Genomic DNA, 26408 nt, shown 5'->3' with positions numbered 1-26408 from the left:
CTGTCATTGCAGCCGCTATCGGAGGACTGTCCGCCCTTGTCGTGCTGCCGGTCGCGTCTCATGCCGCGGATACCTTGCGGCCGGATGTGGCCAAGCCACTGAACGCGGCGCAGGATCTGTATCGCGCGCACAAGTACAACGACGCATTGACGAAGATCGATCAGGCGGCTGCCGTGCCGGGCAAGACGCCGTACGAAAGCACCATGATCGAAGAGATGCGCGGCGCTGCAGCTGCGGCGGCGGGCAACAACGCTGTCGCTGCCCAGGCCTATGAAACGTTGCTGAGCTCCGGGCACCTCGTCGGTGCCGACGAACAACGCACCACCGCGGCGCTCGCAGGTATCTACTTCCAGGAAAAGAACTACGCACAGGCTATTAAGGTCGCGCAGCGCTATATGAAGTCGGGCGGCGGCGACCCCGATATACACACGTTGCTTGTGCAGTCTTACTACCTGTCGAATGACTGCGCCAATGTGGTGAGCCTGCTCAAGCCTTTGCTCAATACGCATGCGGGCCATGCGCCCGACGAGTCGCAACTGCAATTGCTTGGCACATGCGCGCAGCGTGTTAAAGATGACGCGACGTACCGCGGCGCGCTCGAAAAACTGGTCGCCTTCTACCCGAAGCCGTCTTACTGGGACGACCTGTTTCAAGCGATCCGCACGAAGCCGGGCTACTCGTCAGCGCTCGATATTGACACCTATCGCCTGCGTCGCGCGACCGGTTCGCTCACTACCGTCGACGGATACATGGAGATGACCCAGCTTTCGATCGTGTCGGGTACCACGGCCGAGGGCAAGCAGGTGATCGATCAGGGCTTCGCGTCAGGCGTCCTGGGCCACGATGCACAGGCGGATCGCGAAAAGCGGTTGCAGGCACTCGCGGCAAAGCGGGCGCAAGCGCCTGCAGATCCGGCGAACCCTGTAGCGCCGGTCGACGTCGGCTTCAACGAGGTCTTCGCGGGACAAACCAAGCAGGGTATTGCAGCAATGCAGGCGGCGATCGCGAAGGGTGGGCTCGATCACCCTGACCAGGCGCAGTTGCATCTCGGCGTGGCCTACTACGTGGAAGGCGACAAAGCTCACGCAGTGCAAGCCTTCCGTGCGGTGAACGGCTCCGACGGTTCGGCCGACCTCGCTCGATTGTGGGTACTGGTAGCGTCGAAGTAAGTTCGAGAGGAGACGGGGTTGGTTTGCGTAGGCAACCAACCCCTGGTTTTAGGCAAGTACGACAGTGTCCCCAGGATCGCATCGATTGAACACCCCATCGCGAAAACGAACCGGGTTTATGACGCGTGTCTTAGAGAGGATGCTGCATCTAATAAATCATAGTTTGGATATACCGAACTAATTTTGACTACGGGGTTCTGTCTTGCTATGGTTTTGCCGCTCAGCAACAAAGCCCAGATCGCAGTTTCAATAGGCGGCAAAATTCGCGCGCTTCGCCAAAGGCTTAAGCGCACGCTGGATGAGGTGGCAACGAGTGCGGGGATTTCCAAGCCCTTCTTATCGCAAGTGGAACGAGGGCATGCAACGCCTTCTATTACATCGCTGGTTGGCATTGCTCGAGCCCTAGGGGTCACGGTGCAGTACTTCGTTGATACGCCGAGCGAAGACAAGTCAGTGCGCAGAGGCGGTGAGCTGAAGTACTTCGGGTTCGACGGATCCGCAAATCTTTTTGGACGGCTGACGAACTTGGCAGTCGGCGGCAACCTGGAAGCAATTCTCGTCAGGATGCCGGTGGGACAGAACCCATCGGAAGTTACGACACATGCAGGTGAAGAGTTTTTGTACGTGATGAGCGGCCAGATGTCGCTCACGTTAGAAGGTACAACGTTTGTATTGCAGGCGGGTGACACCGCGCATTACGAGTCCACCGTGCCCCACGCCTGGTCCAATACCGCTCGTGAAGAAGCGGTGGTTGTGTGGGTGGGTACCCCAAGATTGTTTTAGGCGCCTTTGCTCCGTGCTTTCGTTAAAAGTGGTTGAGGGAAAAACTATCGGGAAAGCGCCGCGAATTTCGTTTGCAAAAAATAAGTAGTCCGATATTGAAGTCCCCGTCTTCCCGTCTGTACTTGCAAATTGGTGCGCCATTGACCCGCTTGCCGGGCAGTAGGAGCGCGGGTCGGCTTTAACGGAGCGCGGCGCGAGAAACGCCGTATATCGAGTGGAGGTTCACAAGACCTCTCTTCACACATAGCTGTGGCCTTACTGACGAGCAAGAAGGGGAAAAATGAAACAAAGGGCATTGGCGCTGGCCATCAAAAAAATAATCTGGGCTGAACTAGCATTGTCAGCAGCAATCGCCGTGCCGGCTTTTGCTCAAAGCCAGCCGGCCACCAGCGGAACCACGGCAGGCGCGACGACGGAAAGCGCGCCGGCAGCAGCGGCACCGGGCACAGCAGCAGCACCGTCCGCGGACAACAACACCGCGACACCGACTGGCAAAGGCGTCCAGCAGTTGAAGAAATTTGAAGTGACCGGGTCGCTGATTCGCAGCGCCGATAAGGTTGGCTTCAATGCGGTTCAAACGGTTACGCAAAAAGACATCGTGGCCAGCGGCGCGACGACCGTCGCCGAGTTCCTGCGCGACACCTCATCGAACTCAGCGAATAGCTGGGGCGAAGGCCAGTCCGGCAACTTTGCCGCCGGCGCCGCGGGTATCGCCCTGCGCGGCCTCAGCGAAAAGTACACGCTCGTGTTGGTTGATGGACAGCGCGTTGCGCCGTTCGCATTCTTCTCGAACAGCGTCGACTCCTTCTTCGACTTGAACACGCTGCCGTTGAACGCCATCGATCACATCGATATCGTGAAGACCGGTGCTGTGTCGCAATACGGCTCGGACGCCGTTGCGGGCGTGGTCAACATCATCACGAAGCACGACTTCCAGGGCGTGCAACTCGACGGCAGCCTTGGCAGCGCGATCAATGGTGGCAACGGCGCGGGCGAGACGAAATTCGGTGTGCTCGCCGGCTATGGCGATCTCAACTCCGATCGATTCAACGTGACTGCCGCCGCGAGCTACTACAAGTCGAACGGCTTCACGCTCGCAGACCGCGACTCGACGCGCAATCAGGATTTCACCAATCAGCCAGGCGGCCTTTCGTTGCTCGCGCCGTCGTACTGGACTTTGCCCGACGGCAGCGTGCAGGCATTGAGCGGCGGCTGTCCGTTCGGCGGTAGCGTGCGTCCTGCAGCCACCAACTCGCTGACGGCCGGATCGGCTGGCACAGTTTGCGGCTACAACACCGCGGAAAGCACGTCCATCGCGCCGATGACCGAGCGTGCGAACGCCAAGATTCACGCCGATTTCAAGATCAACGATACGACGACGGCGTTCGCGGACTTCCTGGTCAGCGACAACAACACCACCACCAATGACGGTCTGTGGGGCAACGTTGTCGGCAATCCGCAGGTTCCCACACTCGTGTGGAATCCGACGACCAAGCTGCTTACGCCGTTTAACACGGTTGTGCCGGTGACCAATCCGTACAACACGACCGGTGTTGCCTCGCCGCTCACGTATGCATTCCCGGGCGCAAACGCGGAAGAGACGTATGCCACGTACTACCGCGCATCGACGGGCGTCAAGGGCTCGTTCAACCTGCCGAACGGCGAGTGGGATTGGGCGACGTCGATCAGTCACTCGCAGAGCACGGTTTCGAACACCTATACGAACCAGCTCAACCCTACCGTACTGAACAATATTTACCAGAACGGGACGCTCGATTTCGCGAATCCGGCGAATACGCCGAACGCGTTCGCTGGGCTGTACACGGATGCGAACAACCTGGCTATCTCGAAGCTCGATACTGTTGACGCGACGCTGTCGACGCCAGACCTCTTCCATCTGCCAGCGGGCGATGTGGGTCTTGGCTTAGGTGCACAGTTCACGCACCAGAGCGAAGTGATGAACCCGGGTGGGGCGTTCGAAGAAGGCCTCGTTATCAATCCGAATCTCCAGACGGTGAACGGACAGCGCAACGTGGCTGCCGTGTACTACCAGGTGGATATTCCGATTGTGCGCAACCTGACGTTTAGTCAGTCGGGCCGCTACGACCACTATAGCGATGTCGGCGGTGCGTTCTCGCCGCGTTTCGCGCTTCGCTATCAGCCGGTTTCGGCGCTCACGATGTACACCTCGTACGATCGCGGCTTCCGTGCGCCTACGTTCGTTGAGAACAGCGCGTCGCAAACGCTGGGTATTCAGGTCGATCCGAACACGGGTCAGAACTACACGTCGATCACGGAAGGCAATCCGAATCTGGCCGCCGAGCGCACGAAAAACCTCAGCGTCGGCTTCCAGTTGTCGCCCACCAAAACGACGGATATTGGCCTCGACTGGTACAAGATTCGTGTCGATAACGTGATCGGCCAGGGCACTCCTAGCCAGGTTGTCACCGACCCGACAACGGGCGACTTGCTGTACAAGGTCATCCCGTACGCGAACCTCGGCTATCTCGACACGAACGGTTTCGAAGGCACGTTCAAGCAGTCCCTGCCGACGAAGGCAGCCGGTACGTTCACCTTGGCTACTGACATAGCCTACGTGAACAGCTACAAGATCGGCTTCCCGGGTGCATCGCCGGTGAATGGTGCGGGTAACAACTTCACCATCACACAGCCGTTCGGCGGCAGCTTCCCGCGCTGGAAGGCAAACACCACCGTGGACTGGTCGTATCACAAGTTTGACGCAGCGGTGACGTGGTTGTTCACGGGTCCGTATGCGCAGAATCTGCTGCCCGCTCCCGCGCCTGACCGCGTCGGTTCGTACAGCCAGTTCAACCTGATGATGACGTACACGGGCTTCAAGCACTGGACGATCTACGGCGGTATCGACAACATCTTCAACCGTACGCCGCCGTACGATCCGATCTTTGCAAATGGCACGCTGGATCAGACGGGCTACGACACGTCGTTGTACACGTACCTTGGCCGCTTCGCACAGGTCGGCGCAACGTACAAGTTCTAAGGCAACTGTAGGCTGTTTGTCTGAATGAACGGTCGCTCCAGCGCGTGTCATGCGGCGCTGGAGCGGCCTTCGTCAGTTTGTAGGACGGCACGTGTCGTCGTGTTGCACAGGGTCAAAAGCCCTCGTGTATCCTGCGCTCAGTGCTTGATGAACACATACATTAATAGGGATTTTCATGACGTTGTTTGCAGCTCTTGTTGCACGTGGCGCTCGCGTTGACGCGTTTTCTGGTCCGGACGATTCTGTTCATCGCCGCGTTTCACGCAAGTGGCTCCCGGCCCTCGCCGCGAGTGTTTGCGTTGCAGCCGCAAGCAGCGTTCATCTGGCTCATGCGGGTATCGTTCCGCCTGGTGTGCAGCTTGCCGCCAAGCAGGAACTGGTGCGCAACAACGCGTCCGAGGTCGAGACCCTCGACCCGAACCTGGCTGAGAGCGTGCCGGCCAACAACGTCACGCGCGACCTTTTTGAAGGGCTGACCGCGACCGATGCCGACGGCACCGTCGTGCCGGGCGTGGCGGAAAAGTGGGAGCAGAAGGATCCAACCACGTGGATCTTCCATCTGCGAAAGAATGCCAAGTGGTCCAATGGCGAACCGGTGGTCGCGAGCGATTTCGTGTACGGCTGCCAGCGCCTTGTCGATCCAAAGATTGCCTCGCCGTACGCCAATACGTACGGCATCTTCCTGCTGAACGGTACCGAGATCGTGGCAGGTAAGAAGTCACCCGACACGCTGGGCATCCGCGCAATCGATCCCTACACGGTCGAAATCAAGACGCCGTTTCCGGTGGCGTTCCTTCCCGAGCTGGTGTCGAATACGAATCTCGGTCCGCTCAACAAGGCCGCCATCGAGAAATACGGCAAGGACTGGACCAAACCCGGCAAGCTCGTGAGCAACGGCGCGTTCATGCTGAAGGACTGGCAAGTGAACAACAAGCTCGTGTTGGCACGCAACCCCCAATACTGGGACGCGGCGCACGTACAGTTGACGCAGGTGACCTATCTGCCGGTCGAGAGCGAGACCACGGACATCAAGCTGTTCCAGTCGGGCGACGACGACTGGGTGTATCAGTTGCCGTCCGGCACGTACCCGAAATACAAGCAGGAGTTCGCCGCTGACATCAAGATCGCGCCGATGCTCGGACTGCGCTACTACTCGTTCAACAATAAAGATCCCCTGCTCAAGGACGTGCGCGTGCGCGAGGCGCTCTCCATGGTGATCGACCGCGATATCCTCGCACAACGGGTGACAGCGGACGGGCAGATCCCCGCTTACGGCGTCATTGTGAAGGGTGTGAAGGGCGCGGACGTGACGGCTTACGACTGGTCGACGTGGCCGATGGCCAAGCGCGTGGAAGCAGCACAAAAGCTGCTCGCGCAGGCAGGCGTGAAGCCGGGCACGACGCTGCACTTCGCGACGAACACGAGCGACTACAACAAGAAAATGGCCATTTTTACGGCCTCCGAGTGGAAAACGAAGCTCGGTCTCGAGACGGAGATCGACGCGATGGAGTTCAAGGTCCTGCTTAAGAAGCGGCACGAAGGCGACTATCAGATTGCGCGCAATGGCTGGGTCGCAGACTATAACGACGCCACCACGTTCCTGCAGCTCGTGCAATGCGGGTCCGACCAGAACGACAGCGGCAACTGCAATCCCAAGGCCGACGCACTAATCAAAGAAGCGAACGAAAGCACGGACCAGGCTAAACGCACGCAGTTGCAAACCCAGGCCGCGAAGCTCGTGATGGACGACTACCCTATCCTGCCGCTGCTGCAATACACCACGGTCAGGCTGGTGAAAAGCTACGTGGGCGGGTATTCGCTGAAGAACCCGATGGACCATTACCGCAGCAAGGACATGTACATCGTCGCGCACTAAGCGCGACGCAAACGCCCGCAATACTATCCAGCAAACAGCAAGAGGCGGATGCCGTGACGCGCTTGTGTCACAGCGCCGCCAGGAGAGATGTTCCATGTGGTCTTATACGTTGAGGCGCGTGCTGCTGACGTTGCCTACGCTGCTGATTGTCATCACCGTCTGCTACCTGCTTTTGCACGCTACGCCGGGCGGGCCGTTCGACGGTGAACGCAAGGTCTCCGCCGAAGTGCTGGCGAACTTGCAGGCGAAATACCATCTCGGCGAACCGCTGTGGAAGCAGTATTTGCTGTATCTCAACAGCCTGTTGCATGGCGACCTCGGCGCATCGTTCCGCTACGCCGACTGGAGCGTCAACGACCTCGTGGCGCGTGCGTTGCCGGTGTCGCTGACTGTTGGCGGTATCTCCATGTTGCTCGCCATTGTCCTGGGTGTCGCGCTTGGTATTGTCGCCGCGCTCTATCGCAACAGCCCTGCGGATTATCTGCTGATGATCATCGGTAACGCGGGCAGCGCGTTCCCTTCGTTCGTGATCGGACCCGTGCTGATCCTCATATTCGCGATCTCGCTGAAATGGTTGCCGGCCGGTGGCTGGAACGGCTTTCATGTGCGCTACATGGTGCTGCCTGTCGCGCTGCTGACGATCCTCAACATCGCGACGGTGGGACGCGTAACACGCGGCAGCCTGATCGAAGTGATGAACACCAACTACATCAGGACAGCCTATGCCAAGGGCCTCTCTCGCTGGACTGTCGTGCTGCGTCACGCACTACGGCCCACCATGATTCCGGTTGTGTCGGTGATCGGTCCGCTTGCGATCGGTTCGATCACGGCCGCGGTGGTGACCGAGTCGGTGTTCTCGCTGCCGGGACTCGGCAAGCTGATCGTGAACGGAGCAGCCAACCGCGACTACACGCTCGTGCTGGGACTCGTCGTGCTGGTGACCGTGGTCGCGGTCCTGCTCAACTTGCTGGTCGACCTCGCGTATGCGTGGCTCGATCCGAAAATCCGCTACTGAAATAATGAGTCAACGAGCATGAGGTCCGCAATGAAACAAGGTTCCCTGGTCCCTGCACTCGAGAGCGTGCTGGCGGCCGCGCCGGTGGAAGGCCGCAGCCCATGGCAGGACGCCCGTATGCGCTTCATGCGCAACAAGGCCGCCGTGGCGAGTCTCGTGATCCTGGTGCTGATCACGCTGGCATGCGCGATCGGCCCCATGCTGTTGCCGAACGCCTTCGATTCCACCGACTGGAACATGATGAGTTCCACGCCGACGTTTGCAAACTGGCATCTGTTCGGCACGGACGACACCGGCCGCGACCTGCTCGTGCGCTGCCTGATCGGCGGTCGCGTCTCGCTGATGATCGGCGCGCTCGGCACGCTCACTTCGGTCACGCTCGGCATTGTGTGGGGCGCGATCGCAGGCTTCGTAGGCGGCCGCGTCGACAACGCCATGATGCGTTTTGTCGACATGATGTATGCGATTCCGTACCTGCTCATCGCGATCCTGATGGTCACGCTGCTCGGCCGCGACTTCTACCTCGTGGTGCTGACCATTACCGTGTTTTCCTGGATGGACATGGCGCGGGTCGTACGCGGCCAGACGCTTGCCATCCGCAACAAGGAATACATTGAAGCTGCGCGTGCTATTGGCGTGTCGACCAGCGGGATCATCCTGCGTCACATCGTTCCCAATTTGCTCGGCATTGTCGCGATCTACACAACGGTTACGGTTCCTGGCGTCATTCTTACGGAGTCCGTTCTGTCGTTTCTCGGACTCGGCGTTCAAGAACCCATGACCAGTTGGGGCGTGCTGGTTCAAGACGGCGTCGGCGTAATGGACTCGGCGCCGTGGATCCTGCTGTTCCCGGCGGCGTTCTTGTCGGTGACGCTGTATTGCATCAACTTTGTTGGCGACGGCCTGCGCGACGCGCTCGACCCGAAGGATCGGTAAGCATCATGTCACTGCTCAAAATAGATAATCTGGAAGTCGCCTTCGATTCGGCCGACGCCGTGGTCCGCGCAGTCAACGGCGTGAGTTTCAACCTGGAAGAAGGCAGCACACTGGGCATTGTCGGCGAATCGGGATCGGGCAAGAGCCAGAGCGTCCTCGCCATGCTCGGGCTGCTTGCATCGAACGGGCGCGCAAAGGGCAGCGCGATCTATCAGGGTGAGAACCTGCTGACCATGCCGGCGAAGAAGCTGAACCGCATTCGCGGCAACCGGCTGTCCATGATTTTCCAGGACCCCATGACGTCGCTGAATCCGTATCTGACGATTGAACGCCAGATGACGGAAGTGCTCGAACTGCACAAGAACATGACGCGTCGTGCCGCGAAAAAGCGCTCGATCGAGATGCTTGAAGCGGTGCGTATTCCCGAAGCGGCACATCGTATCGATCAATATCCGCACGAACTGTCAGGTGGCATGCGCCAGCGCGTGATGATTGCAATGGCACTGCTGTGCGAGCCGCAAGTGCTGTTCGCCGATGAACCCACCACCGCGCTCGACGTCACGGTGCAGGCCCAGATACTTCAGCTCTTGCGCAACCTCCAGCATGACTTCGGCACGGCGATCGTGCTGATCACGCACGACCTGGGCGTCGTCGCCGGGCTGTGCGAGGAAGTCATGGTGATGTACGGCGGCCGCGTCATGGAACATTGCAGCGCGGACAACCTGTTCGCCCGCCCTTCCCATCCCTATACCATCGGCTTGCTGCGCGCATTGCCGCGACTGGATCAGAGCGACGCGCCGCTGGTCGGCATTCCCGGCAATCCGCCAAACATGGCGCATCCACCGTCGGGCTGTCCGTTCCAGGAGCGCTGCATGGACGCAACCCCGAGTTGCGCGGACACTCCCCCGCCGCTCCAACCGTTTGGTGGCGACACGACCTGGCTGCGAGCCTGCAATCGCCCGGTCGAAGAGATGAAGTCGCTGCATGAGGTGGCCCATGTCTGAGCAAACCATCCTGTCCGTACGCGACATCCAGGTTCATTTCAACGTCAAGGCGAAGAGCAAGTTGCCGTGGGCGCCATCGCGCACGCTGAAGGCCGTGGACGGCGTGAGCTTCGACCTGAAGGCCGGCGAAACGCTTGGCGTGGTGGGCGAGTCGGGTTGCGGCAAGTCGACATTATCACGCGCCATCCTCAACCTCATCCCCGCCACGCATGGCGAAATCGTGTGGATGGGCAAGGATCTCAGCGGCGCCACGACAAAACAGTGGCACAGCGTGCGGCGCGACATCCAGATGATTTTCCAGGACCCGCTTGCGTCGCTCGATCCGCGCATGACCGTGGGGCAGATCATTGCAGAACCGTTGCGTGAACATCGGCCGGGTATGTCGAAGGACGAAATGAACCAGCGCGTGCGCGCAATGATGGCGAAGGTCGGCTTGCGCGAGCAGATGATCAACCGCTACGCGCACGAATTTTCAGGCGGACAGTGCCAGCGTATCGGCATTGCGCGTGCGTTGATCGTGGAGCCGAAGCTGATTGTCTGCGACGAACCTGTGTCGGCGCTGGACGTTTCGATCCAGGCGCAAATCGTCAATCTGCTCAAGTCGTTGCAGCAGGAAATGAAGCTTGCATTGATCTTCATTGCGCACGATCTGGCGGTGGTCAAGCACATCTCGGACCGTGTGATGGTGATGTATCTCGGTCACGTCATGGAGCTCTCCGACAAACATTCGCTCTACGCGCGTCCTCGGCATCCATACACGCGGGCGTTGCTTTCGGCGGTGCCGGTGCCGAATCCGGCCATCGAGCGGACGAAGGTCGTGCAGATCCTGTCCAGCGATATCCCCAGTCCGATCAATCCTCCAACGGGTTGCGTCTTTCACACCCGTTGCCCCATGGCGGAGGCACGTTGTTCAGTCGAAGTGCCGCCGCTGCGCACGCTTGGACATGGCGTTGCGGCAGCGTGTCTACTAGCCTGATCTAAGGGCCGTTAGACACGTCCTGCCGGCGACAAGCGGTGTGCTTAAGCGGCGGGGGGCGCAAGCTGCCTGTCACCGCAATAGGCCAGCGCACGCCGGTAGAGCCAACAGGCTGTACGCGTGCCGCAGGACGAAAACGCGTGCAGGTCACGAGCCGGTGCGCACTGTATTGGATGATGAAGAGAATGATGAATTCCGGACTGCAGCGCCTGCACGGTGCAATGGCATGTTGGCTCGGCACGGCGCGTCGAGCCTCGCCCATCGTGTTCGCCATTGCCGCTGCGCCTGGCCTATTGGCGGTATGCGCAGCCACCCCGATGGTGGCGCAGGCAAAGCCGTCGATCTCCCAGTACGACCAACCGAAATATCCCGCCGATTTCACGCATTTCCACTACGCGAATCCCGATGCGCCGGCGAGCGGCTCGCTCAGTTTCGAAAACTACAACGAGCTGCAAACGTACGATTCGCTGAACCCGTTCCTGGTGCGTGGCGCGCCCGCGCCCGACATCCAGAACCTGATGTTCGATACGCTGATGCAGCGTAGCTGGGATGAACTGGCCTCCGAATATCCGCTGATCGCTGACGATGTAGAGGTCGCACCGGACCTGAGCTCGGCCACGTTCCATATCAATCCCGCCGCACGCTTCTCGAACGGCGACCCGATCACCGCCGCCGACGTCAAATATTCGTTCGACACGTTGACGAGCCCCCAAGCGTCGCCCCTTTTCAACGCACAATTCTCGGTGATCAAAAGCGCGACGGTGATCGATAAGCAAACGATCCGCTTCGACTTCAAACATCCCGAGCGTGACGCGCCCCTGATCGCCGGCGACCTGCCCATCTTCTCGCCGAAGTGGGGCATGCAGGCTAACGGCAAACGTCTACCATTCGACCAGATTTCGGCAACACCACCGATCAGCAGTGGCCCCTATCTGATCGAGGCGCGCAAGAACGACAAGCAAATCACGTATCGCCGCAATCCTGCTTACTGGGCAGCGAATCTGCCCTCGCGACGCGGCATGTTCCGTTTCGAGCACATCACCTTCAATCTGTACCGCGACCACTACACGCAACTGGAATCTTTCAAGGCGGGCGACGCGGATGTGATTGTCGAATACGGCGCTACGCAGTGGGCGCGCAAATATGTCGGCAAGAACTTCGACAATGGGCTGTTGAAGAAGGCCGAATTCCCCGACGGTCCCGCACAGATGCAGGGCCTGTTGATGAATTCGCGCAAGCCGATGTTCCAGGACGCACGCGTGCGTCATGCCCTGACGCTGGCATTCGACTACGACTGGATGAACCGGATGATGATGCACGACCAATACCGGCGCACCAACAGCTATTTCGCGGCAAGTCCATTCGGTGCCACCGGCATGCCGGGCCAGAAGGAACTGGCGCTGCTCGAACCACTGCGCAGTAGCGTGCCGCCTGAAGTGTTCGGTCCGATGCTCAAGCAACCCAACACGGTTCCACCGAACTCCTTGCGCGGTAATTTGCGCGTCGCGGTCGATCTGCTGGCGCAAGCCGGCTGGCACTATCGCGACGGCGCATTGCGCGACGCCAACGGTACGCCGATGACGATCGAAATCATGGACGATCAGCCCGGCATGGATCGTTTGCTCCTGCCGTATATGCAGGCGCTCGGCATGCTCGGCATCCAGGCCCATATGCGCGAAATCGACAGCGCGTTGTACCAGAAGCGTCTGGATAACTTCGACTACGACATGACCACCTTCATCTATGGGCCCGTCACGATTCCCGGCGCTGAGCTGACGCGCCGCTTCGGCAGTGCGGCCGCCTCCGAAGTCGGGGCCGAGAACTATATGGGCGTGCGTTCGAAGGCGGTCGACTCGCTGATTCACTCCGCGCTCGCAGCCACCAATGTCGACGATCTGGAAGCCGCGACCCGCGCGCTGGATCGCGTGTTGATCTATTCGTTTTACCTGGTTCCGGAGTACTACGCACCCAGCGCGCGCATCGGCTACAAGACCACGCTCGGCTTTCCGAAGATCGTGCCCACGTCCTATCAATACGAAGACTGGGTCATGGACTACTGGTACGCGAAAGCACCGGGCGCTCAGGCCACTCAAACGACCCAGGCGGCGCAGTCCGCTGGCTCAAACACGGCTGCGGCCCACTGAGGAACAGCATGCTTGCCTACATTCTCAGACGATTGCTGTTGATGGTGCCGACGCTGCTCGGCGTGGTCACGCTGACTTTTGTCGTCACGCAGTTCGTGCCCGGTGGGCCGGTCGAACAGGTGATGACGCAACTCCGTCACGGCGCGGGTCGCGGAGGAGAGGCGGGGTCCGGTGGCGGCGGCTATCACGGCAGCCAGGGTGTCGATCCCCAGCAACTGGAGCAGATCAAGAAGCAGTTCGGCTTCGACAAACCGCCGCTCGAACGCTACGTCCTGATGCTCAAGCGCTACGCGACGTTTGACCTCGGCCAGTCCTACTATCAGCATGACAGCGTGTGGGACGTCATCAAATCGAAGCTGCCGGTGTCGATTACGCTCGGGCTTTGGACGGTGATGCTCACGTACCTGATATCGGTGCCGTTGGGCATTGCGAAAGCCGTGCGCAACGGCTCGCGCTTCGACACGGTCACGAGCGTACTCGTGCTCGCCGGTTACGCAATTCCAGGCTTCGTATTGAGCGTGTTGTTAATGATGCTGTTCGGCGGCGGCACCTTCTGGCAGGTGTTTCCCATGCGCGGCCTCACCTCGGATAATTTCAGCACCCTGAGTACCTTCGGCAAGGTGCTCGATTATTTGTGGCACATCGTGCTGCCGGTCACGGCTTCCGTGGTGGGCAACTTCGCGATCGTCACGATCCTGACCAAGAACACTTTTCTCGAGGAGATAGGCCGTCAATACGTGTTGACGGCACGCGCCAAAGGGGCGCCGGAGCGCGACGTGCTGTGGAAGCACGTGCTGCGCAACGCTGCGATTCCTTTGCTGACCGGCTTGCCGGCAGCCTTTGTCGGCGCCTTCCTGAACGGCAACCTGCTGATTGAAACCCTGTTCTCACTCGACGGCATGGGTCAACTTTCGTATGACTCGGTGATTCGCCGTGACTATCCAGTCGTCCTCGGTTCGCTGTTTCTGTTCACGCTGATCGCCCTCGTAACCAAACTCATTGCTGACGTCTGCTATGTCCTCGTCGACCCCCGCATCCAATTCAACCGCCTGGACCGCTGACATGTCCAGTGCGGCGCACGCGGCATCGCCATCCCCATGGCGACGCACATGGCTGCGCTTCAAGCAGCAACGGCTTGGTTACTGGAGCCTCGTGATCTTTGTCTCGTTGTTCGTCATCAGCATGCTGGGCGAGGTGCTGTCCAACGATCGTCCGTTGATCGTCCGCTATGACGCGCACTATTACTTTCCGATTGCGAAGGATTATTCGGAGAAGATCTTCGGCGGCGATTTTCCGGCGCGCGCGAACTACCTCGATCCGTATATCCGTTCGCGGCTCGAATCGAACGGCAACTTTGCGATCTATCCGCCGAATCATTTCTACTACGACACGATCGACTATTTCGCGGCGCACCCCTATCCCGCGCCGCCCACCAGGAGCAACTGGCTGGGCACGGATCAATTCGGCCGCGACGTGCTTGCGCGGCTGCTGTACGGTTTCCGCCTCTCGGTGCTGATGGCGCTTGCGCTGACGGTGTCGGGCGTCCTGATCGGCGTATTGACGGGCGCGGTGCAGGGTTTCTACGGCGGACGCACGGACTTGATCGGCCAGCGTCTGATCGAAATATGGAGTTCGATGCCGGACCTGTATTTGCTGATCATCTTCGCCTCGATCTTCGAGCCCACGCTGTGGCTGCTCTTTATTCTTCTTTCGATGTTCGGCTGGCTCGTGCTCTCCGACTACGTGCGCGCCGAATTCCTGCGTAACCGCTCCCTCGATTACGTGAGGGCGGCACGCACCATGGGCCTCTCGAACTGGCAGATCATGTGGCGCCATGTGCTGCCCAATAGCCTGACGCCGGTGATTACCTTTCTGCCGTTCCGCATGAGCGCCGCGATCCTGTCGCTGACCAGCCTCGACTTCCTTGGGCTTGGCGTTCCGCCGCCCACGCCGAGCCTTGGCGAATTGCTTCAGGAAGGCAAGAACAACCTCGACGCCTGGTGGATTTCGATTTCGGCATTCTCCGCTTTGGTGATCACGCTGCTGCTGTTGACCTTCATGGGCGACGCGTTGCGCAATGCGCTCGATACCCGCTCGCGTGGTTCAGCCTTCGGCGGAGGTCCGCGATGAGTGAAGCGAAACCGAACCGGCCATTACTCGAGCTCGACCGCTTCTCCGTGCGTTTCGGCGACACGATCGCGGTGCATGAACTCAGCCTCTCGATTGCGCGCGGCGAGCGCGTCGCGCTCGTCGGCGAATCGGGTTCCGGCAAGAGCGTCACTGCGTTGTCGATCCTGCGCCTTATCGAGCAGGCCCAACTAAGCGGCCGCATCCTGCTCGACGGCGAAGACCTGCTGCAGAAAACCGAACAGCAAATGCGCGGCCTGCGCGGCGCCGATGTGGCGATGGTGTTTCAGGAACCGATGACAGCGCTCAATCCGCTATTCACGATCGGCAAGCAGATCGCCGAAAGTTTGCGCCTGCACGAAGGCTTGCGGCCAAACGCTGCGCGCCAGCGCGGCATTGAGTTGCTCACGCGCACCGGCATTCCGGAGCCGGAGCGTCGTATCGATAGTTTTCCTCATCAACTGTCCGGTGGCCAGCGGCAACGCGCGATGATCGCGATGGCGCTCGCGTGCCGGCCCCGCCTGCTGCTTGCTGACGAACCGACCACTGCGCTCGACGTCACCGTGCGCCAGCAGATCGTCGACCTGTTGATCGAGTTGCAGGAGCAGGAAGCAGCGGAGCGCGGCATGGCCGTGCTGCTCATCACGCATGACCTGAATCTGGTGAAGCGTTTCGCGCAACGGGTTGCGGTGATGGAAAAGGGCGTGCTGGTCGAAACCAATACGACCGAAGCGTTGTTCTCCAACCCGCAACATCCCTATACCCAACGTCTGCTGGACAGCGAGCCGCAACGCGCGGTGGAGCGGGTCGAGCCGAATGCGCGTTGTTTGCTGGAAGTGCAGGGACTGGCCGTCGACTACAGCACGTCTGCGAAGGGTTGGCGCTCCCTGTTCGGGCGCTCCACCTTTCGCGCAGTGCACGACGTCGACCTGAGCGTCCGGCGCGGGGAAACGCTTGGCATCGTCGGCGAATCGGGGTCGGGCAAATCGACGCTCGCGGCGACCGTGCTCGGCCTGCAGAAACCGGCTGCCGGTCATATTTATATTGACGGCCTGCCGCTCTCTACGCTGAAAACCCAGCGTTCTCGCCGGGCGCTTTATTCGCGCATGCAAGTTGTGTTTCAGGATCCGTTCGGCTCGTTGTCGCCACGCATGACGGTGGAACAGATCATCGGCGAAGGCCTGACCATGCATCAGCCCGACATGGATGCCAAAGCGCGCCGCGCACGCATCGGCGGACTGCTGGAGGAAGTCGGCATGCCTGCCGCCTCGATGCTTCGCTATCCGCACGAGTTTTCCGGTGGCCAGCGCCAGCGTATTGCGATTGCGCGAGCACTGGCGGTCCAGCCGGAGTTGCTCGTGCTCGATGAACCCACCAGCGCGCTCGACGTATCCATCCAGAAGCAAGTGCTGAATCTGCTGACAAACCTGCAGAAGAAATACGAGCTAACCTATTTGTTCATTACGCACGATCTGGCGGTAATGCGAGCCATGGCGCATCGCGTGATCGTGATGAAGTCGGGACGCATCGTCGAAGCCGGCGATACGCTCGATGTATTGCACGCGCCATCGCATCCTTATACACAGTCGCTGCTGGCGTCGTCGCTGATCGTGTCGCCCGCGGGCGAAGCAAAGGCTTATACCGGAGCTGCGACTGATTGACGAACGTTCGGTGGAAGCTGCACGTTCTTCGCTACGGTCCATCGGCCCGCAACTCGTTCATGCCCGTGCTGAACGCGCTCAGATTGCGCTCGCGTTGTTGCTTGCGAGCGCGGGGGTCAATAGCCGCACGCCGTACCACCCCCAATACACGCGATGGCATTGAATCAGGCCGTGTTCGATCTCCATCATTTCCATGAGATCGACCTGCTCACCCCTAGGTGCTTTGCGCGGGTATTCCCACGTCAATTGCTGACCGTTTGCGAAAAACGTGCCGGTTCGATACCACTGCGCAAGATCGCTCGGGAACTTGCGAAGGCCGTCTTCGAAGAATGTCTTGATCGCGATACGGCCATGAATCAGGCCCGACCGTCGATCGGGATAGACAGCCAGCGCTAGCGGAGTCTCGAGGATGGCGTCTTTCGCATAGAGCGCGGCAGTGCCTTCCAGATCCCTCTTGCGCACGGTATCGTGCCATGCCTCGTAGATATGAGTGATCGATGGATCGATAGTCGGGTTCATGGCGCGTCCTCACTTGGATAGATTGCGGCGTCACAAAGTACTATTCCCTGCACGCCGAGGACAACTGTAAAGGCGCCAAGGCGGTCAACGTTTCATCGCATATTGAAGTGTGCTGGAACGGGCGGTGCAGCATGCCGCAAACCACGAAAGCCGGTGGCAACCGCAACTGGCGGCGCCCTCCGGCTAACAGATTCCCTTGTGCCTTACATCAATCCGGGTTCGATGAGATCCCGCTTCGCCTAGATAGCCGCGTCGGCATCCGGACTAGTCCGTCCTCCTGTCCTGCGAGGAGCACCGATCCAGTGGATTGCAGAAGCAACGAGCCCGAGCACGACACCAAAGACGACGATGCCGTTCCAGCCAAAGCGGGTCATCAGCCAGCCGCTGACCGTCGCACCGATGGCGCCGCCCAAGAAGGTGGCCGTCATATAGAGGCTGTTGATGCGGCCCTGTGCTTTTGGATCGACTGCGAACGCGCGAGTCTGATTAGATACCAACCCCGCCTGCACACCGATATCCAGCACAATGACGCCGATCACGAGCAAGGTCAGCGACGAATTCGCGCCGGAGAGAAGCAGGTAGGCCAGCGTAACAATGCCGATACTCCACCCAATGACATGGCGGGTCCCGCGCCGGTCGGAGAGATGGCCGCCGAGTGAAGCGGCAAACGCGCCGGCCGCGCCGATGATGCCGAAGCCGCCCGCCCATGCGCTGCCAAGGTGCCAGGGTCCGGTGGCAAGGAGCGCCGCCAGATTGACCCAGAAGGCGTTGAAACAGGCCCACAGGAGCGCCTGGATCATCATCGATTCACGAATCGGACGATGGTCCCGCGCCAGTGGCCAGAGCGAACCGAGTAGGCGTCCGTAGGAAAGGTTTGTTGAGGGCACACCCTGCGGCAGGAGCATAGCCGCGGCGATAAAGACCGGCACCATGAACGCCGCTTCCATCCCGTAGACCGCGCGCCACCCGTAAGCGGCACCGACCAGGCCTGCTACCGTGCGACCGAGCAGGATGCCGACCATGATGCCGCTGACGACCGTCCCGACGTTGCGCCCTCGCTGGTGAGGCGACGACATGACGGCCGCGAACGGTACGAGTTGCTGTGGCACGCAACTGACAATGCCCAGCCCAAAGGAAGCCGCGATCAACGTCCAGATGCTGGGCGAGATCGCAGCCGCGATGGCGAAAACGCAGGCGAATGCGATCTGGCCGAGTACCAGCTTGCGCCGGTCGAAGCGGTCGCCAAGCGGCAATAGCAACGCAAGCCCGGTCGCGAAGCCAAGCAGCGCCGCAGCGGCGACGAGATCGACTGTTGTCAGGTCGACCCCAAAGCCCGCTTTGATCAACGGCAGGATCGGCTGGGTGCAATAGATGTTGGTGATCACCGCACCAGCGATGATCGCCATCATGACGATCTTGCCGCGCGACGCTACCGCGGGGGGTGTTGGACTAGTGGGTGTGGTGGGCTGGCCGTGCACGGCATTCTCCTTTTTATCTTCAATGTCTCCGGTATCTGCAGCGAGACGCTGCGATCCAGAGGTTGATTGCGAACCTTACGCACTTGCATCTACGAAGAGAATCCCTCACGATCGGGAATCATCCTTCCATTATTTGATAGGCGCCGATGAATCGTCTTGAATCCATGTCTATCCTCGTCGCGGTCGTTGATGCGGGCAGTCTGTCGGCTGCCGCGCGTCGCCTCGGCATGCCGCTGGCAACGGTCAGCCGCAAGGTTGGGGAACTGGAATCGCATCTGAAGACGCGTCTGCTTCACCGCACGACGCGACAACTTTCGTTGACGGAAGCCGGGAGTTCGTACGTGGCCGCCTGCCGGCGCCTTCTCGAAGAAATTGGAGAAGCCGAGCGCGCTGCGACAGGTGAATACGCCTCGCCCAAGGGCGAGCTCGTGGTCACCGCGCCCGTCGTTTTCGGGCGCTTGCACGTGGTGCCGGTGGTTGCCGAATTTCTCGCGCACTATCCGGAGATCGACATTCGGCTTGTGTTCACGGACCGCGTCGTGCATCTGATGGACGAGCACGCCGACGTCGCGATCCGCATCGGCGAATTGCCGGATAGCACGCTGATGGCAATGGGAGTCGGAACGGTTCGCCGGGTTATCTGTGCAAGTCCGGCCTATCTGGCAACGCATGGCGTGCCCGACAAACCACGCGATCTCGACGGGCACGAGTGCATCACCTTCGAGGTCCTTGCATCGATGCGCGCGTGGGTTTTCGGGTCCGGCAAGTCGGAGCTGTCCGTGCCCGTTCGTTCACGGCTTGCAGTCAATACGGCGGATGCAGCTATCGCCGCCGCAATTCTTGGCGTTGGACTGATACGTGTGCTGTCCTATCAGGTCGCAGACGCTATACGCGACAACGCGCTTAACGTCGTGCTCGACGCTTTTGAGTCGGCGCCATTGCCGATCAATCTTGTGCATAAAGGACAAGCGCCCCTGCCTTTGAAGTTGCGTGCTTTCCTCGACTTCGTGACGCCGCGTCTACGGGCTCGTACATCGCACGAACTCACCGATATCGCGACGGCTTGAATTCGTGTCTCCTCCCTTACACCTGGATCGGCCTCGTTACCATGCGCTATGTGTGTCTGCTCAGAGGGATCAATGTCAGTGGTCATCGCAAGGTGTCGATGAAAGAGCTGCTGGCGATGTGCGCCGAATCGGGATTTCAGAATGCCGTCAGCTATTTACAGAGCGGCAATCTGATCCTCGATTCGACGCTTAAGGCCGCGCAAGTGGAATCGACCATCGAGCGGGAGATCGCGAGCCGTTTCGGTTACGCGGACGTTACGGTGATTGCGTGGACCGGCGCCGATCTATCGGCTGCGATTCAAGGGCTTCCCAAGGGCTGGCAGGATTACGACTCGACGAAGCTTCACTTTACGTTCCTGAAGACCGCCGGAAAGAAAATGGCCAGCGCGGCGTCGCGCGACTACCTACCCGACGAGTACGCGCTCGGCAAGCAGGTGGTCTACGTGTACTGCCCGAACGGCTACGGACGCACCAAGCTAAACAACAGTTTTATCGAGAGGCTGCTCGGCACCCAGGCCACCACCCGAAACTGGAACACCACGAACAAACTGCTTGAACTCGTCAGCGCGTAATCAGCTATCTGGCGTCGTGCTGCAAATATTTGTGGGCGAACGCGATCGCCATGCTGCCTTCGCCGACCGCTGAAGCGACGCGCTTCACCGGGCTCAATCTCACATCCCCACAGGCAAACACGCCAGGAACACTCGATTCGAGGAGGTAGGGATCCCGGCTATGGGACCAGCGTCCCGCCTTGACGACGTCGTCGCCGGTGAGAACGTATCCGCGCACATCGCGTGCGATTTCCTCCGGCAACCACTCCGTCTCTGCGTCGGCGCCAATGAACACGAACAATGCGCCGCAGTCGTGTCGACGCACCTCTGCACTCGACCCATCGCGTAAGTCGATCGCTGTCAGATGGGTATCGCCGTGTGCACCGACTACTTCCGATCGCAGTTGCACCCCTACGTTTGACTTCCCACGAAGCTGCTCGACGAGGTAGCGAGACATGCTCTTCTCCAGCGAATCGCCTCGCAGGACAAGCGTAACCATGCGCGCATGATTGGCAAAGTACAACGCTGCCTGGCCGGCCGAGTTGCCACCACCGATCAGATAGACGTCGAGTCCGTGAGTAGCGCTCGCTTCGCTGCGTGACGCGCCGTAGTAAATGCCTTTACCGATAAACCGGTCGAAGCCGTCAATCGCGAGGCGGCGCCACGTTACGCCAGTCGCGAGGATGATCGTTCGCGCCCGGACGATGCCACCTCCGTCGAGGTGAACGCTACGGCCGGCGACATCGATTCGATCGACAGACCGTGTCACCAGAATCTCTGCGCCGAGCCGCCTTGCTTGCTGCAGTGCACGGCTCGCCAGTTCGTCGCCCGACACGCCGTTGGGGAAGCCGAGGTAATTCTCAATCCGCGAGGAGGTCCCGGCCTGCCCGCCCGGTGCTTCGCGCTCCAGCACCACAGTACGCAAGCCTTCAGACGCACCGTACACTCCCGCAGCGAGACCGGCCGGTCCGCCACCAATGATCATCGTGTCGTATTCGGCGAGGCGAGGCTGTGTCTGCAGACCTAGCAACTCTGCAAGCTCTCGTGTCGTAGGTCTGTTCAGCACCGTCCCGTCGACCAGTCGCAATGCCGGGCAATCCTGCTCTGGCGGGCAGGTTCCAGGCCAGCGCGCCGTCACTTCGGGCGCATCCGGTGTCATCCAGTCGTAGCTGATCTGGTTGCGGGCAAGGAACTGGCGCAGCGCGGTACAGGCGGTGTCCCAGCGACTTCCAATCATGGTCACGCGGGCCTTGGGTGGCTCGGCGGAGAGGCCCTGCAGTCCGCCAATCCGCTCACGCGCAAGGGCGCCCATCTTGAACGCAATTTCCGGCGACGCCGCAGCAAGTATGTAGTAACGCTGAGCGTCCACGCGCATGACACGCGACGGCTCCGCGGCCCGATAGGCACCTGGGAACGGTGAACTCAGCGCGAGCGGCACTTCGCCAAAGATGGTTCCGGGCAGACGCCAGCCCAGCGTGCGCTCGATACCGTCGAACGTCTTGATGACTTCCATCTTGCCGGACACAACGGCGTACAGTGCGCGCTCTCCACCTTCATGGACCGCGAACTCACCCGCGCACAGATGCAGGTCTGCGCACGAGTGCGCGAGATGTTCCAGTTCATCGTCAGGGAGTGTTGAAAACAGTGGAATCGCCCGGATGTCGTCGATTGTCAGCATGGTTTCGTCCAAACAGGCAATTGAGGTGAAGCTCGGTCTACTTGGTTTCACCTCAAGAGGATACCCTCTGAGGCGAGCCGATCCGCTGATGAATGGCCTCGCAATGGCGCACGAGCGCCGGGCGCGAGAGCACGTACCGCTTTAACGGCGTGTCGATTTCGTAGAAGTAAATATTGGCGACGAAACCATAGATCGCTGCGTCAACGGTGGCTGGAGCGGGGCCGAAAACATAACCGGTGTCGCCGAGCAGGTCCGCCACGACGCGCAGATCGTCGATACCCCTCGCATAGATCTGCTCCGGCTCATAGCGGCCGATGCCCTGATAGTGATACCGCAACCGGTTGTATTCGCGCGCGGCGTCAAGATCGCTCGCGCATAGGTCGGAGTGCGCGGCGAGAAGGGCGTCGCGAAAGGACGGCCAGAAGCGCTCGTCGCGCCAGCGTGAAAAGCTCATCGTCCAGTACAGGTCGTCAAGCGTTCGCCGGACCATGAAGTCGAGATTCAATTGTCCCGTCGAAAGCGCGCGGTCGATGCGTAGATCGTACCGACGCGTCAAATGAGCGATGATGCTGTCGCTGTCGCCGATCGTATCGTCGCCATCGATGAGATACGGCAACTGCCCACGCGGCGCGAGGCTCGTGTCGAGGACGTGACGATGCTCGAAGTTGAGCCCCGACAACCGCATGAACGCGAACACCTTCAGACCGAACGGATTGTTATCGGCGACGCCGAAGAGGTCCGGATAGGAATAAAGCGTCAGCATGAAGCACTCCTTTTGCGGCACGGGAACAAGCAGAAACGCTAGCTGTAGCGGCCCGAATACATCCGACGCCGGAGCTGATTAGATCAGCGATCATGGGATCACATTGGCTAAGAATATCCGAGTGCGCGGGGCCTCGTTGACCGAGAACAGCCGGGTTACACCTGGCAGGAACGGATGAAATCAGCGCCCCGTCTGGCCACAGGGACCATACACTTCTTGTTGCACAAACAAATATGCCGTCCTGGCTTAACTGAACCGCATTACCGAACGAGGTGGGGTTTAGCGTCAGGTCAGGAAAATTATCTGACGAGTTCTGCTTAGAACCACGACGGGAGATGCTGACCAGCTGCGGCTACGAACGCCTGTTCGTATTGGCTGATATCGATGTGCTGGCCGGTGATCAAGATTTGCTGATTGGTGGGCGTGTTGCCGTGCGCGATGTGATCCACCCACCAAGCCAAACCGCCGTCATCCGATTCTCGGCCAAGGAAGACGTGATACATGGCCTGCACATCTTCCATGAGACCGACTTCATTGATGGCGTGGCTGGACACTGTTTGGTACTCAGGGCTAGCCTTCAATTGCGCGTCAACAACGCCGAGTCCTTGCGTTGCGGCGCGATTGGTATAGAAATTCAATCCGCCCGTGTCAGCTACTCGATCAAGAAGCAGGTTGTACAGGCCCGACACTTCCATGCGTAGCGTACATTCGCCAGGTGTGTACTGCATGTGCAGGATATTGCCGAACGTCGTGTCGTCAATGACGTGATAGACATACGTCGGCATGTTCGGCTGGTTTTCTTGCGCCTCGTTCTCGCCGATGCTGCCCTGATCAAGAATCGTATGAATGTCGGACTGCGTAAGCTGGCCTCCATACTCGGCATCGAGCATGGATATGAGTGCGGTGATACGCGGCGCGGCGAATGACGTGCCGATGGCGGTAGGGTTTTGCGGGTAATTCGCGACCGTGCCCAGGGTGACGTAATTCGTCATGGCCGGACTGGCGCTGCTATACCACGCCAATTGCTCGTGGCCGTTAGGGTCCAGATCCATCGCGCTCACGCTGATCACGAATGGCGTTGATGCATCAAACGACACTTCATTTGGGCTACTCGCACCGTCATTTCCAGCGGCAAAGACCATGGTCTTGCCGCTCAGGAATGCGCCTTCCAACGCGCTATATACGGCAGGATTGCCATTTAACCATGCGTCCGGCGAATGCGAAGCAGCCAGACTCGCCCAGCTATTGTTGACAACGGGCGATGTGATGGAGGCTACATCGAAATTTATCTGAATGGATTCTGTGGTCCACGAATCGGGAAACTGGAAAGCCTGTGTCTGATTCGACGAAAAACCATACTGCGACATGTAGTTGTTGATAGTCGCTGTCACCATGTCGGCATGGTTCTCGCCAGCCGTGTTCTGGATGTCATCGATAAGCGCGTAGTTGGCGACATACATAGGATGAATCCAGTGTGTTTGATAGGCGTAGGCGTTACCTGAGGACACGACAGGTAGAGTACGCCCATTGCCCGCGGCGTCTGTGTTGAAGGCCACACTCCGCGCATTGCTTATTGCCGTCCCCCGCATATCACGCGCGAAACGCGACGGCGGGCTCAATCGGGATGACCGACGAGCGGCTCCATTGCGCTGACCTCGCCGTCAATGAGGCAGCAGTCGCGCAAAGTCTCAGCCACGATCCGGTGAACGGCAATGATTTGATCGATTCGCACTACTTCATTCCGCAGCCGGTATTCATTGACCTCGAAACGCTTGAAACGCAGCGCCTCGGCCGCGGGCCGTCGCCCCCCGGGCCCGATGCAGACGCAATGATGGAAGGACACGCTGCAGGCGTTCAAGTCGATCTGGAAGCCGTCGCCGCGACAAAAGCATTTACACGTGCGCGGCGGGGCACCGTTTCAACGGCGTTCAAAGCGTCGTGTCAAAACGATTCGCCAACCATTTCTTCACTTCTGCGCCAGAGCGCGTCAGCACCTGCAGCGTCAAGCGCATAGCGTCGAACGCCTTCGCTGACGGGCGTAATGACAACATCGTCGGCAACGGTTTCGCTCACATGGCAGTTCTCGCAGTATCGACCTCCGACGTCGCCGGCTGACGCCACCACCGCGGCCCAGACGGAAGTCGCCGCCCCTTGTGGCACGGTCTTGAACTGAAACAGCCCCTTCCCCTCTGACTCAAGCTGAGTGTTGATCCTCTCGAGCAGCGCCGTCATCTGGCTTTCGTCCATATGGCGGGCGAGTTCCGTGTGAATGCCGCCGGGATGAACTGCGGCTGCGCGTACGCCGCGCGCCCGATGTCGCTGATCGAAGGCCACCGCAAAGAGGATATTCGCCGTCTTGGCACGCCCGTATGCAACGAACGGATCGTAAGCTGTGCGCTCGAAGTTGGCGTCGTCGAGATCCACGTCCGAGAAACGGTGCCCCGACGACGCGAGCATGACCACTCGACCGCCAGATGGAATCAGCGACGCCAGGCGGTTCACCAGCACGAAATGCCCCAAATGGTTCGTACCGAACTGCGTCTCGAATCCATCCGCTGTCTTGCCGAAGGGAGTTGCCATCACACCCGCGTTCGCGATAATGACGTCGATAGGTTTGCCGTCCTCCAGCAGCCTGTCGGCACAAGCCCGGACGCTCTTAAGGCTCGCTAGATCGAGCGCAATCAACTCGATACTGCCGCCCGCTACGACGGCCTCGCGCCGCGCGTCAGCGATCGCCTGCTTCGCTTTTTCCAGATCTCTGGCCGCGCCGATAACGCTGGCCCCGCGCACTGCCAACGCCCGCGCCGTCTCTACGCCCAGTCCCGCGGACACACCTGTCACAAGAATTCGCTTGCCATGAAGGTCGACGCCCGCAAGCACGTCGTCCGTCGTCGAATTCGCCCCAAATTTCTCAGTCATTTCCGCCTCTCCAGCACAATGAAAGTTGACGTCATTCCCAGTCTGGGATAAAAACGGAGCCCTCCTCCGCTTTTTTAAATACTAAACGGAGTCACCCTCCGTTTGCAAGCATTCAACGTGCAAATGAACGATTCGACATCAAAAGAACGAAAACCTAGAGCCGACGCGCTGCGCAATCGCGAACGCATCCTTGAAGAAGCGAAAACAGCATTCACGCGCGCCGGGGGCGATATCAGCCTGGAGGACGTCGCTCGCCGGGCGGGCGTTGGCGTAGGTACGCTGTACAGGCACTTTCCTACGCGCGAGGCACTCCTGGAGAGCGTCTACCGTGCCGAGGTGGCGAAGCTTGCGGACGAGGAGCGAAGACTGTCCGATTCGCTGCCGCCGCTCGATGCATTGCGATCCTGGATGTTGCTCTTCATCGACTACATCGCTACGAAAAAGATCATCGCGCCAGCTTTAAATTCGATCGTCGGAGGACCGACAAAGCTATTCGAATCGTCCGGCGCGCAGATCAAGGACGCAATCCAGTTGCTCGTTGCGCGCGCAATCGCGAATGGCGACATCCGGCCCGATCTTGAACCATTGGATCTGCTTCGCGCTCTCGTCGGCGTTTCGAATGTCGCGTCAGCGCCGGACTGGCAGCAAAGTGCAACGAGGCTGGTCGATATACTTTTGCTTGGATCCAGGCCCCCCGAGTAGTTTCCGCAACCGACCCAAGGC

21 protein-coding genes are annotated in these 26408 nt (G+C 59.8%); 15 read left to right on the top strand and 6 right to left on the bottom strand.

Going from position 1 to position 26408, the window contains the following annotated elements; translation table 11 throughout:
• The first annotated feature begins 5 nt into the window (after positions 1–5).
• The 12 genes from WCA53_RS17450 to WCA53_RS17395 all read left to right on the top strand — a co-directional run bounded on the left by WCA53_RS17450 (position 6) and on the right by WCA53_RS17395 (position 16710).
• Positions 6–1169 (top strand): tetratricopeptide repeat protein, encoded by a 1164-nt coding sequence (locus WCA53_RS17450; RefSeq protein ID WP_423913104.1) that lies wholly within the window; start codon positions 6–8, stop codon positions 1167–1169.
• Positions 1170–1376: 207 nt separating this feature from the next.
• The gene (locus WCA53_RS17445; RefSeq protein WP_423913097.1) at positions 1377–1952 is read left to right on the top strand and encodes a helix-turn-helix domain-containing protein; all 576 of its coding nucleotides are present in this window, start codon (positions 1377–1379) and stop codon (positions 1950–1952) included.
• A gap of 280 nt (positions 1953–2232) precedes the next feature.
• The gene (locus WCA53_RS17440) at positions 2233–4971 is read left to right on the top strand and encodes a TonB-dependent receptor (RefSeq protein ID WP_423913093.1); all 2739 of its coding nucleotides are present in this window, start codon (positions 2233–2235) and stop codon (positions 4969–4971) included.
• 175 nt (positions 4972–5146) lie between these two features.
• Entirely contained in the window at positions 5147–6847 is a 1701-nt protein-coding gene (locus tag WCA53_RS17435; RefSeq protein ID WP_423913090.1) for a peptide ABC transporter substrate-binding protein, read from the top strand.
• A 94-nt stretch (positions 6848–6941) separates the two neighbouring features.
• Positions 6942–7862 (top strand): oligopeptide ABC transporter permease OppB, encoded by a 921-nt coding sequence (gene oppB, locus WCA53_RS17430; RefSeq protein ID WP_423913087.1) that lies wholly within the window; start codon positions 6942–6944, stop codon positions 7860–7862.
• A gap of 30 nt (positions 7863–7892) precedes the next feature.
• Positions 7893–8798, top strand: a complete 906-nt coding sequence (locus tag WCA53_RS17425; RefSeq protein WP_423913085.1) for an ABC transporter permease subunit — start codon at positions 7893–7895, stop codon at positions 8796–8798.
• A 2-nt stretch (positions 8799–8800) separates the two neighbouring features.
• Positions 8801–9802: an ABC transporter ATP-binding protein gene (locus WCA53_RS17420; RefSeq protein WP_423913102.1), complete on the top strand. Its 1002-nt coding sequence runs from the start codon at positions 8801–8803 to the stop codon at positions 9800–9802.
• Entirely contained in the window at positions 9795–10778 is a 984-nt protein-coding gene (gene oppF / locus WCA53_RS17415) for a murein tripeptide/oligopeptide ABC transporter ATP binding protein OppF (protein WP_423913080.1), read from the top strand. The genes WCA53_RS17420 and oppF overlap by 8 nt, the downstream gene beginning before the upstream one ends.
• 188 nt (positions 10779–10966) lie before the next feature.
• Positions 10967–12922: an extracellular solute-binding protein gene (locus WCA53_RS17410; RefSeq protein WP_423913076.1), complete on the top strand. Its 1956-nt coding sequence runs from the start codon at positions 10967–10969 to the stop codon at positions 12920–12922.
• 8 nt (positions 12923–12930) lie between these two features.
• Entirely contained in the window at positions 12931–13983 is a 1053-nt protein-coding gene (locus WCA53_RS17405; protein ID WP_423913073.1) for a microcin C ABC transporter permease YejB, read from the top strand.
• Positions 13937–15052: an ABC transporter permease gene (locus WCA53_RS17400; protein WP_423913071.1), complete on the top strand. Its 1116-nt coding sequence runs from the start codon at positions 13937–13939 to the stop codon at positions 15050–15052. Before WCA53_RS17405 ends, WCA53_RS17400 begins: the two co-directional genes overlap by 47 nt.
• Entirely contained in the window at positions 15049–16710 is a 1662-nt protein-coding gene (locus WCA53_RS17395; RefSeq protein WP_423913068.1) for an ABC transporter ATP-binding protein, read from the top strand. Before WCA53_RS17400 ends, WCA53_RS17395 begins: the two co-directional genes overlap by 4 nt.
• A gap of 78 nt (positions 16711–16788) precedes the next feature.
• Here the strand turns inward: WCA53_RS17395 and WCA53_RS17390 are convergent, their stop codons facing one another.
• On the bottom strand, positions 16789–17229 hold the full coding sequence (locus WCA53_RS17390) for a nuclear transport factor 2 family protein (RefSeq protein WP_423913065.1): 441 nt from the start codon (positions 17227–17229) through the stop codon (positions 16789–16791).
• Between the two features lie 239 nt (positions 17230–17468).
• The gene (locus WCA53_RS17385; RefSeq protein ID WP_423913061.1) at positions 17469–18707 is read right to left on the bottom strand and encodes an MFS transporter; all 1239 of its coding nucleotides are present in this window, start codon (positions 18705–18707) and stop codon (positions 17469–17471) included.
• A 146-nt stretch (positions 18708–18853) separates the two neighbouring features.
• Here WCA53_RS17385 and WCA53_RS17380 point away from each other — a divergent pair, with 146 nt between their 5' ends.
• Positions 18854–19774: a LysR family transcriptional regulator gene (locus WCA53_RS17380; protein ID WP_423913056.1), complete on the top strand. Its 921-nt coding sequence runs from the start codon at positions 18854–18856 to the stop codon at positions 19772–19774.
• The gene (locus WCA53_RS17375; protein WP_423913054.1) at positions 19771–20346 is read left to right on the top strand and encodes a DUF1697 domain-containing protein; all 576 of its coding nucleotides are present in this window, start codon (positions 19771–19773) and stop codon (positions 20344–20346) included. Before WCA53_RS17380 ends, WCA53_RS17375 begins: the two co-directional genes overlap by 4 nt.
• 4 nt (positions 20347–20350) lie before the next feature.
• On the opposite strand, the gene WCA53_RS17370 is transcribed toward WCA53_RS17375, so the two are convergent.
• The 4 genes from WCA53_RS17370 to WCA53_RS17355 all read right to left on the bottom strand — a co-directional run bounded on the left by WCA53_RS17370 (position 20351) and on the right by WCA53_RS17355 (position 25685).
• Entirely contained in the window at positions 20351–22003 is a 1653-nt protein-coding gene (locus WCA53_RS17370) for an FAD-dependent oxidoreductase (RefSeq protein WP_423913052.1), read from the bottom strand.
• Between the two features lie 52 nt (positions 22004–22055).
• Positions 22056–22766: a glutathione S-transferase C-terminal domain-containing protein gene (locus WCA53_RS17365; RefSeq protein ID WP_423913049.1), complete on the bottom strand. Its 711-nt coding sequence runs from the start codon at positions 22764–22766 to the stop codon at positions 22056–22058.
• A gap of 317 nt (positions 22767–23083) precedes the next feature.
• A complete protein-coding gene (locus tag WCA53_RS17360; protein WP_423913046.1) occupies positions 23084–24226 on the bottom strand; it encodes a S8 family serine peptidase in 1143 nt (380 codons plus the stop codon).
• Positions 24227–24707: 481 nt separating this feature from the next.
• Positions 24708–25685, bottom strand: a complete 978-nt coding sequence (locus WCA53_RS17355) for an SDR family NAD(P)-dependent oxidoreductase (protein ID WP_423913042.1) — start codon at positions 25683–25685, stop codon at positions 24708–24710.
• 123 nt (positions 25686–25808) lie between these two features.
• Here WCA53_RS17355 and WCA53_RS17350 point away from each other — a divergent pair, with 123 nt between their 5' ends.
• Positions 25809–26387 carry a TetR/AcrR family transcriptional regulator gene (locus WCA53_RS17350; RefSeq protein WP_423913037.1) on the top strand — a complete coding sequence of 193 codons (579 nt, stop codon included), beginning with the start codon at positions 25809–25811 and terminating at the stop codon, positions 26385–26387.
• Positions 26388–26408 lie beyond the last annotated feature (21 nt).

The sequence above is a fragment of the Caballeronia sp. genome (assembly GCF_049581465.1).
GTDB lineage: Bacteria > Pseudomonadota > Gammaproteobacteria > Burkholderiales > Burkholderiaceae > Caballeronia.
This window is presented reverse-complemented; position numbering and strand designations above follow the sequence as displayed.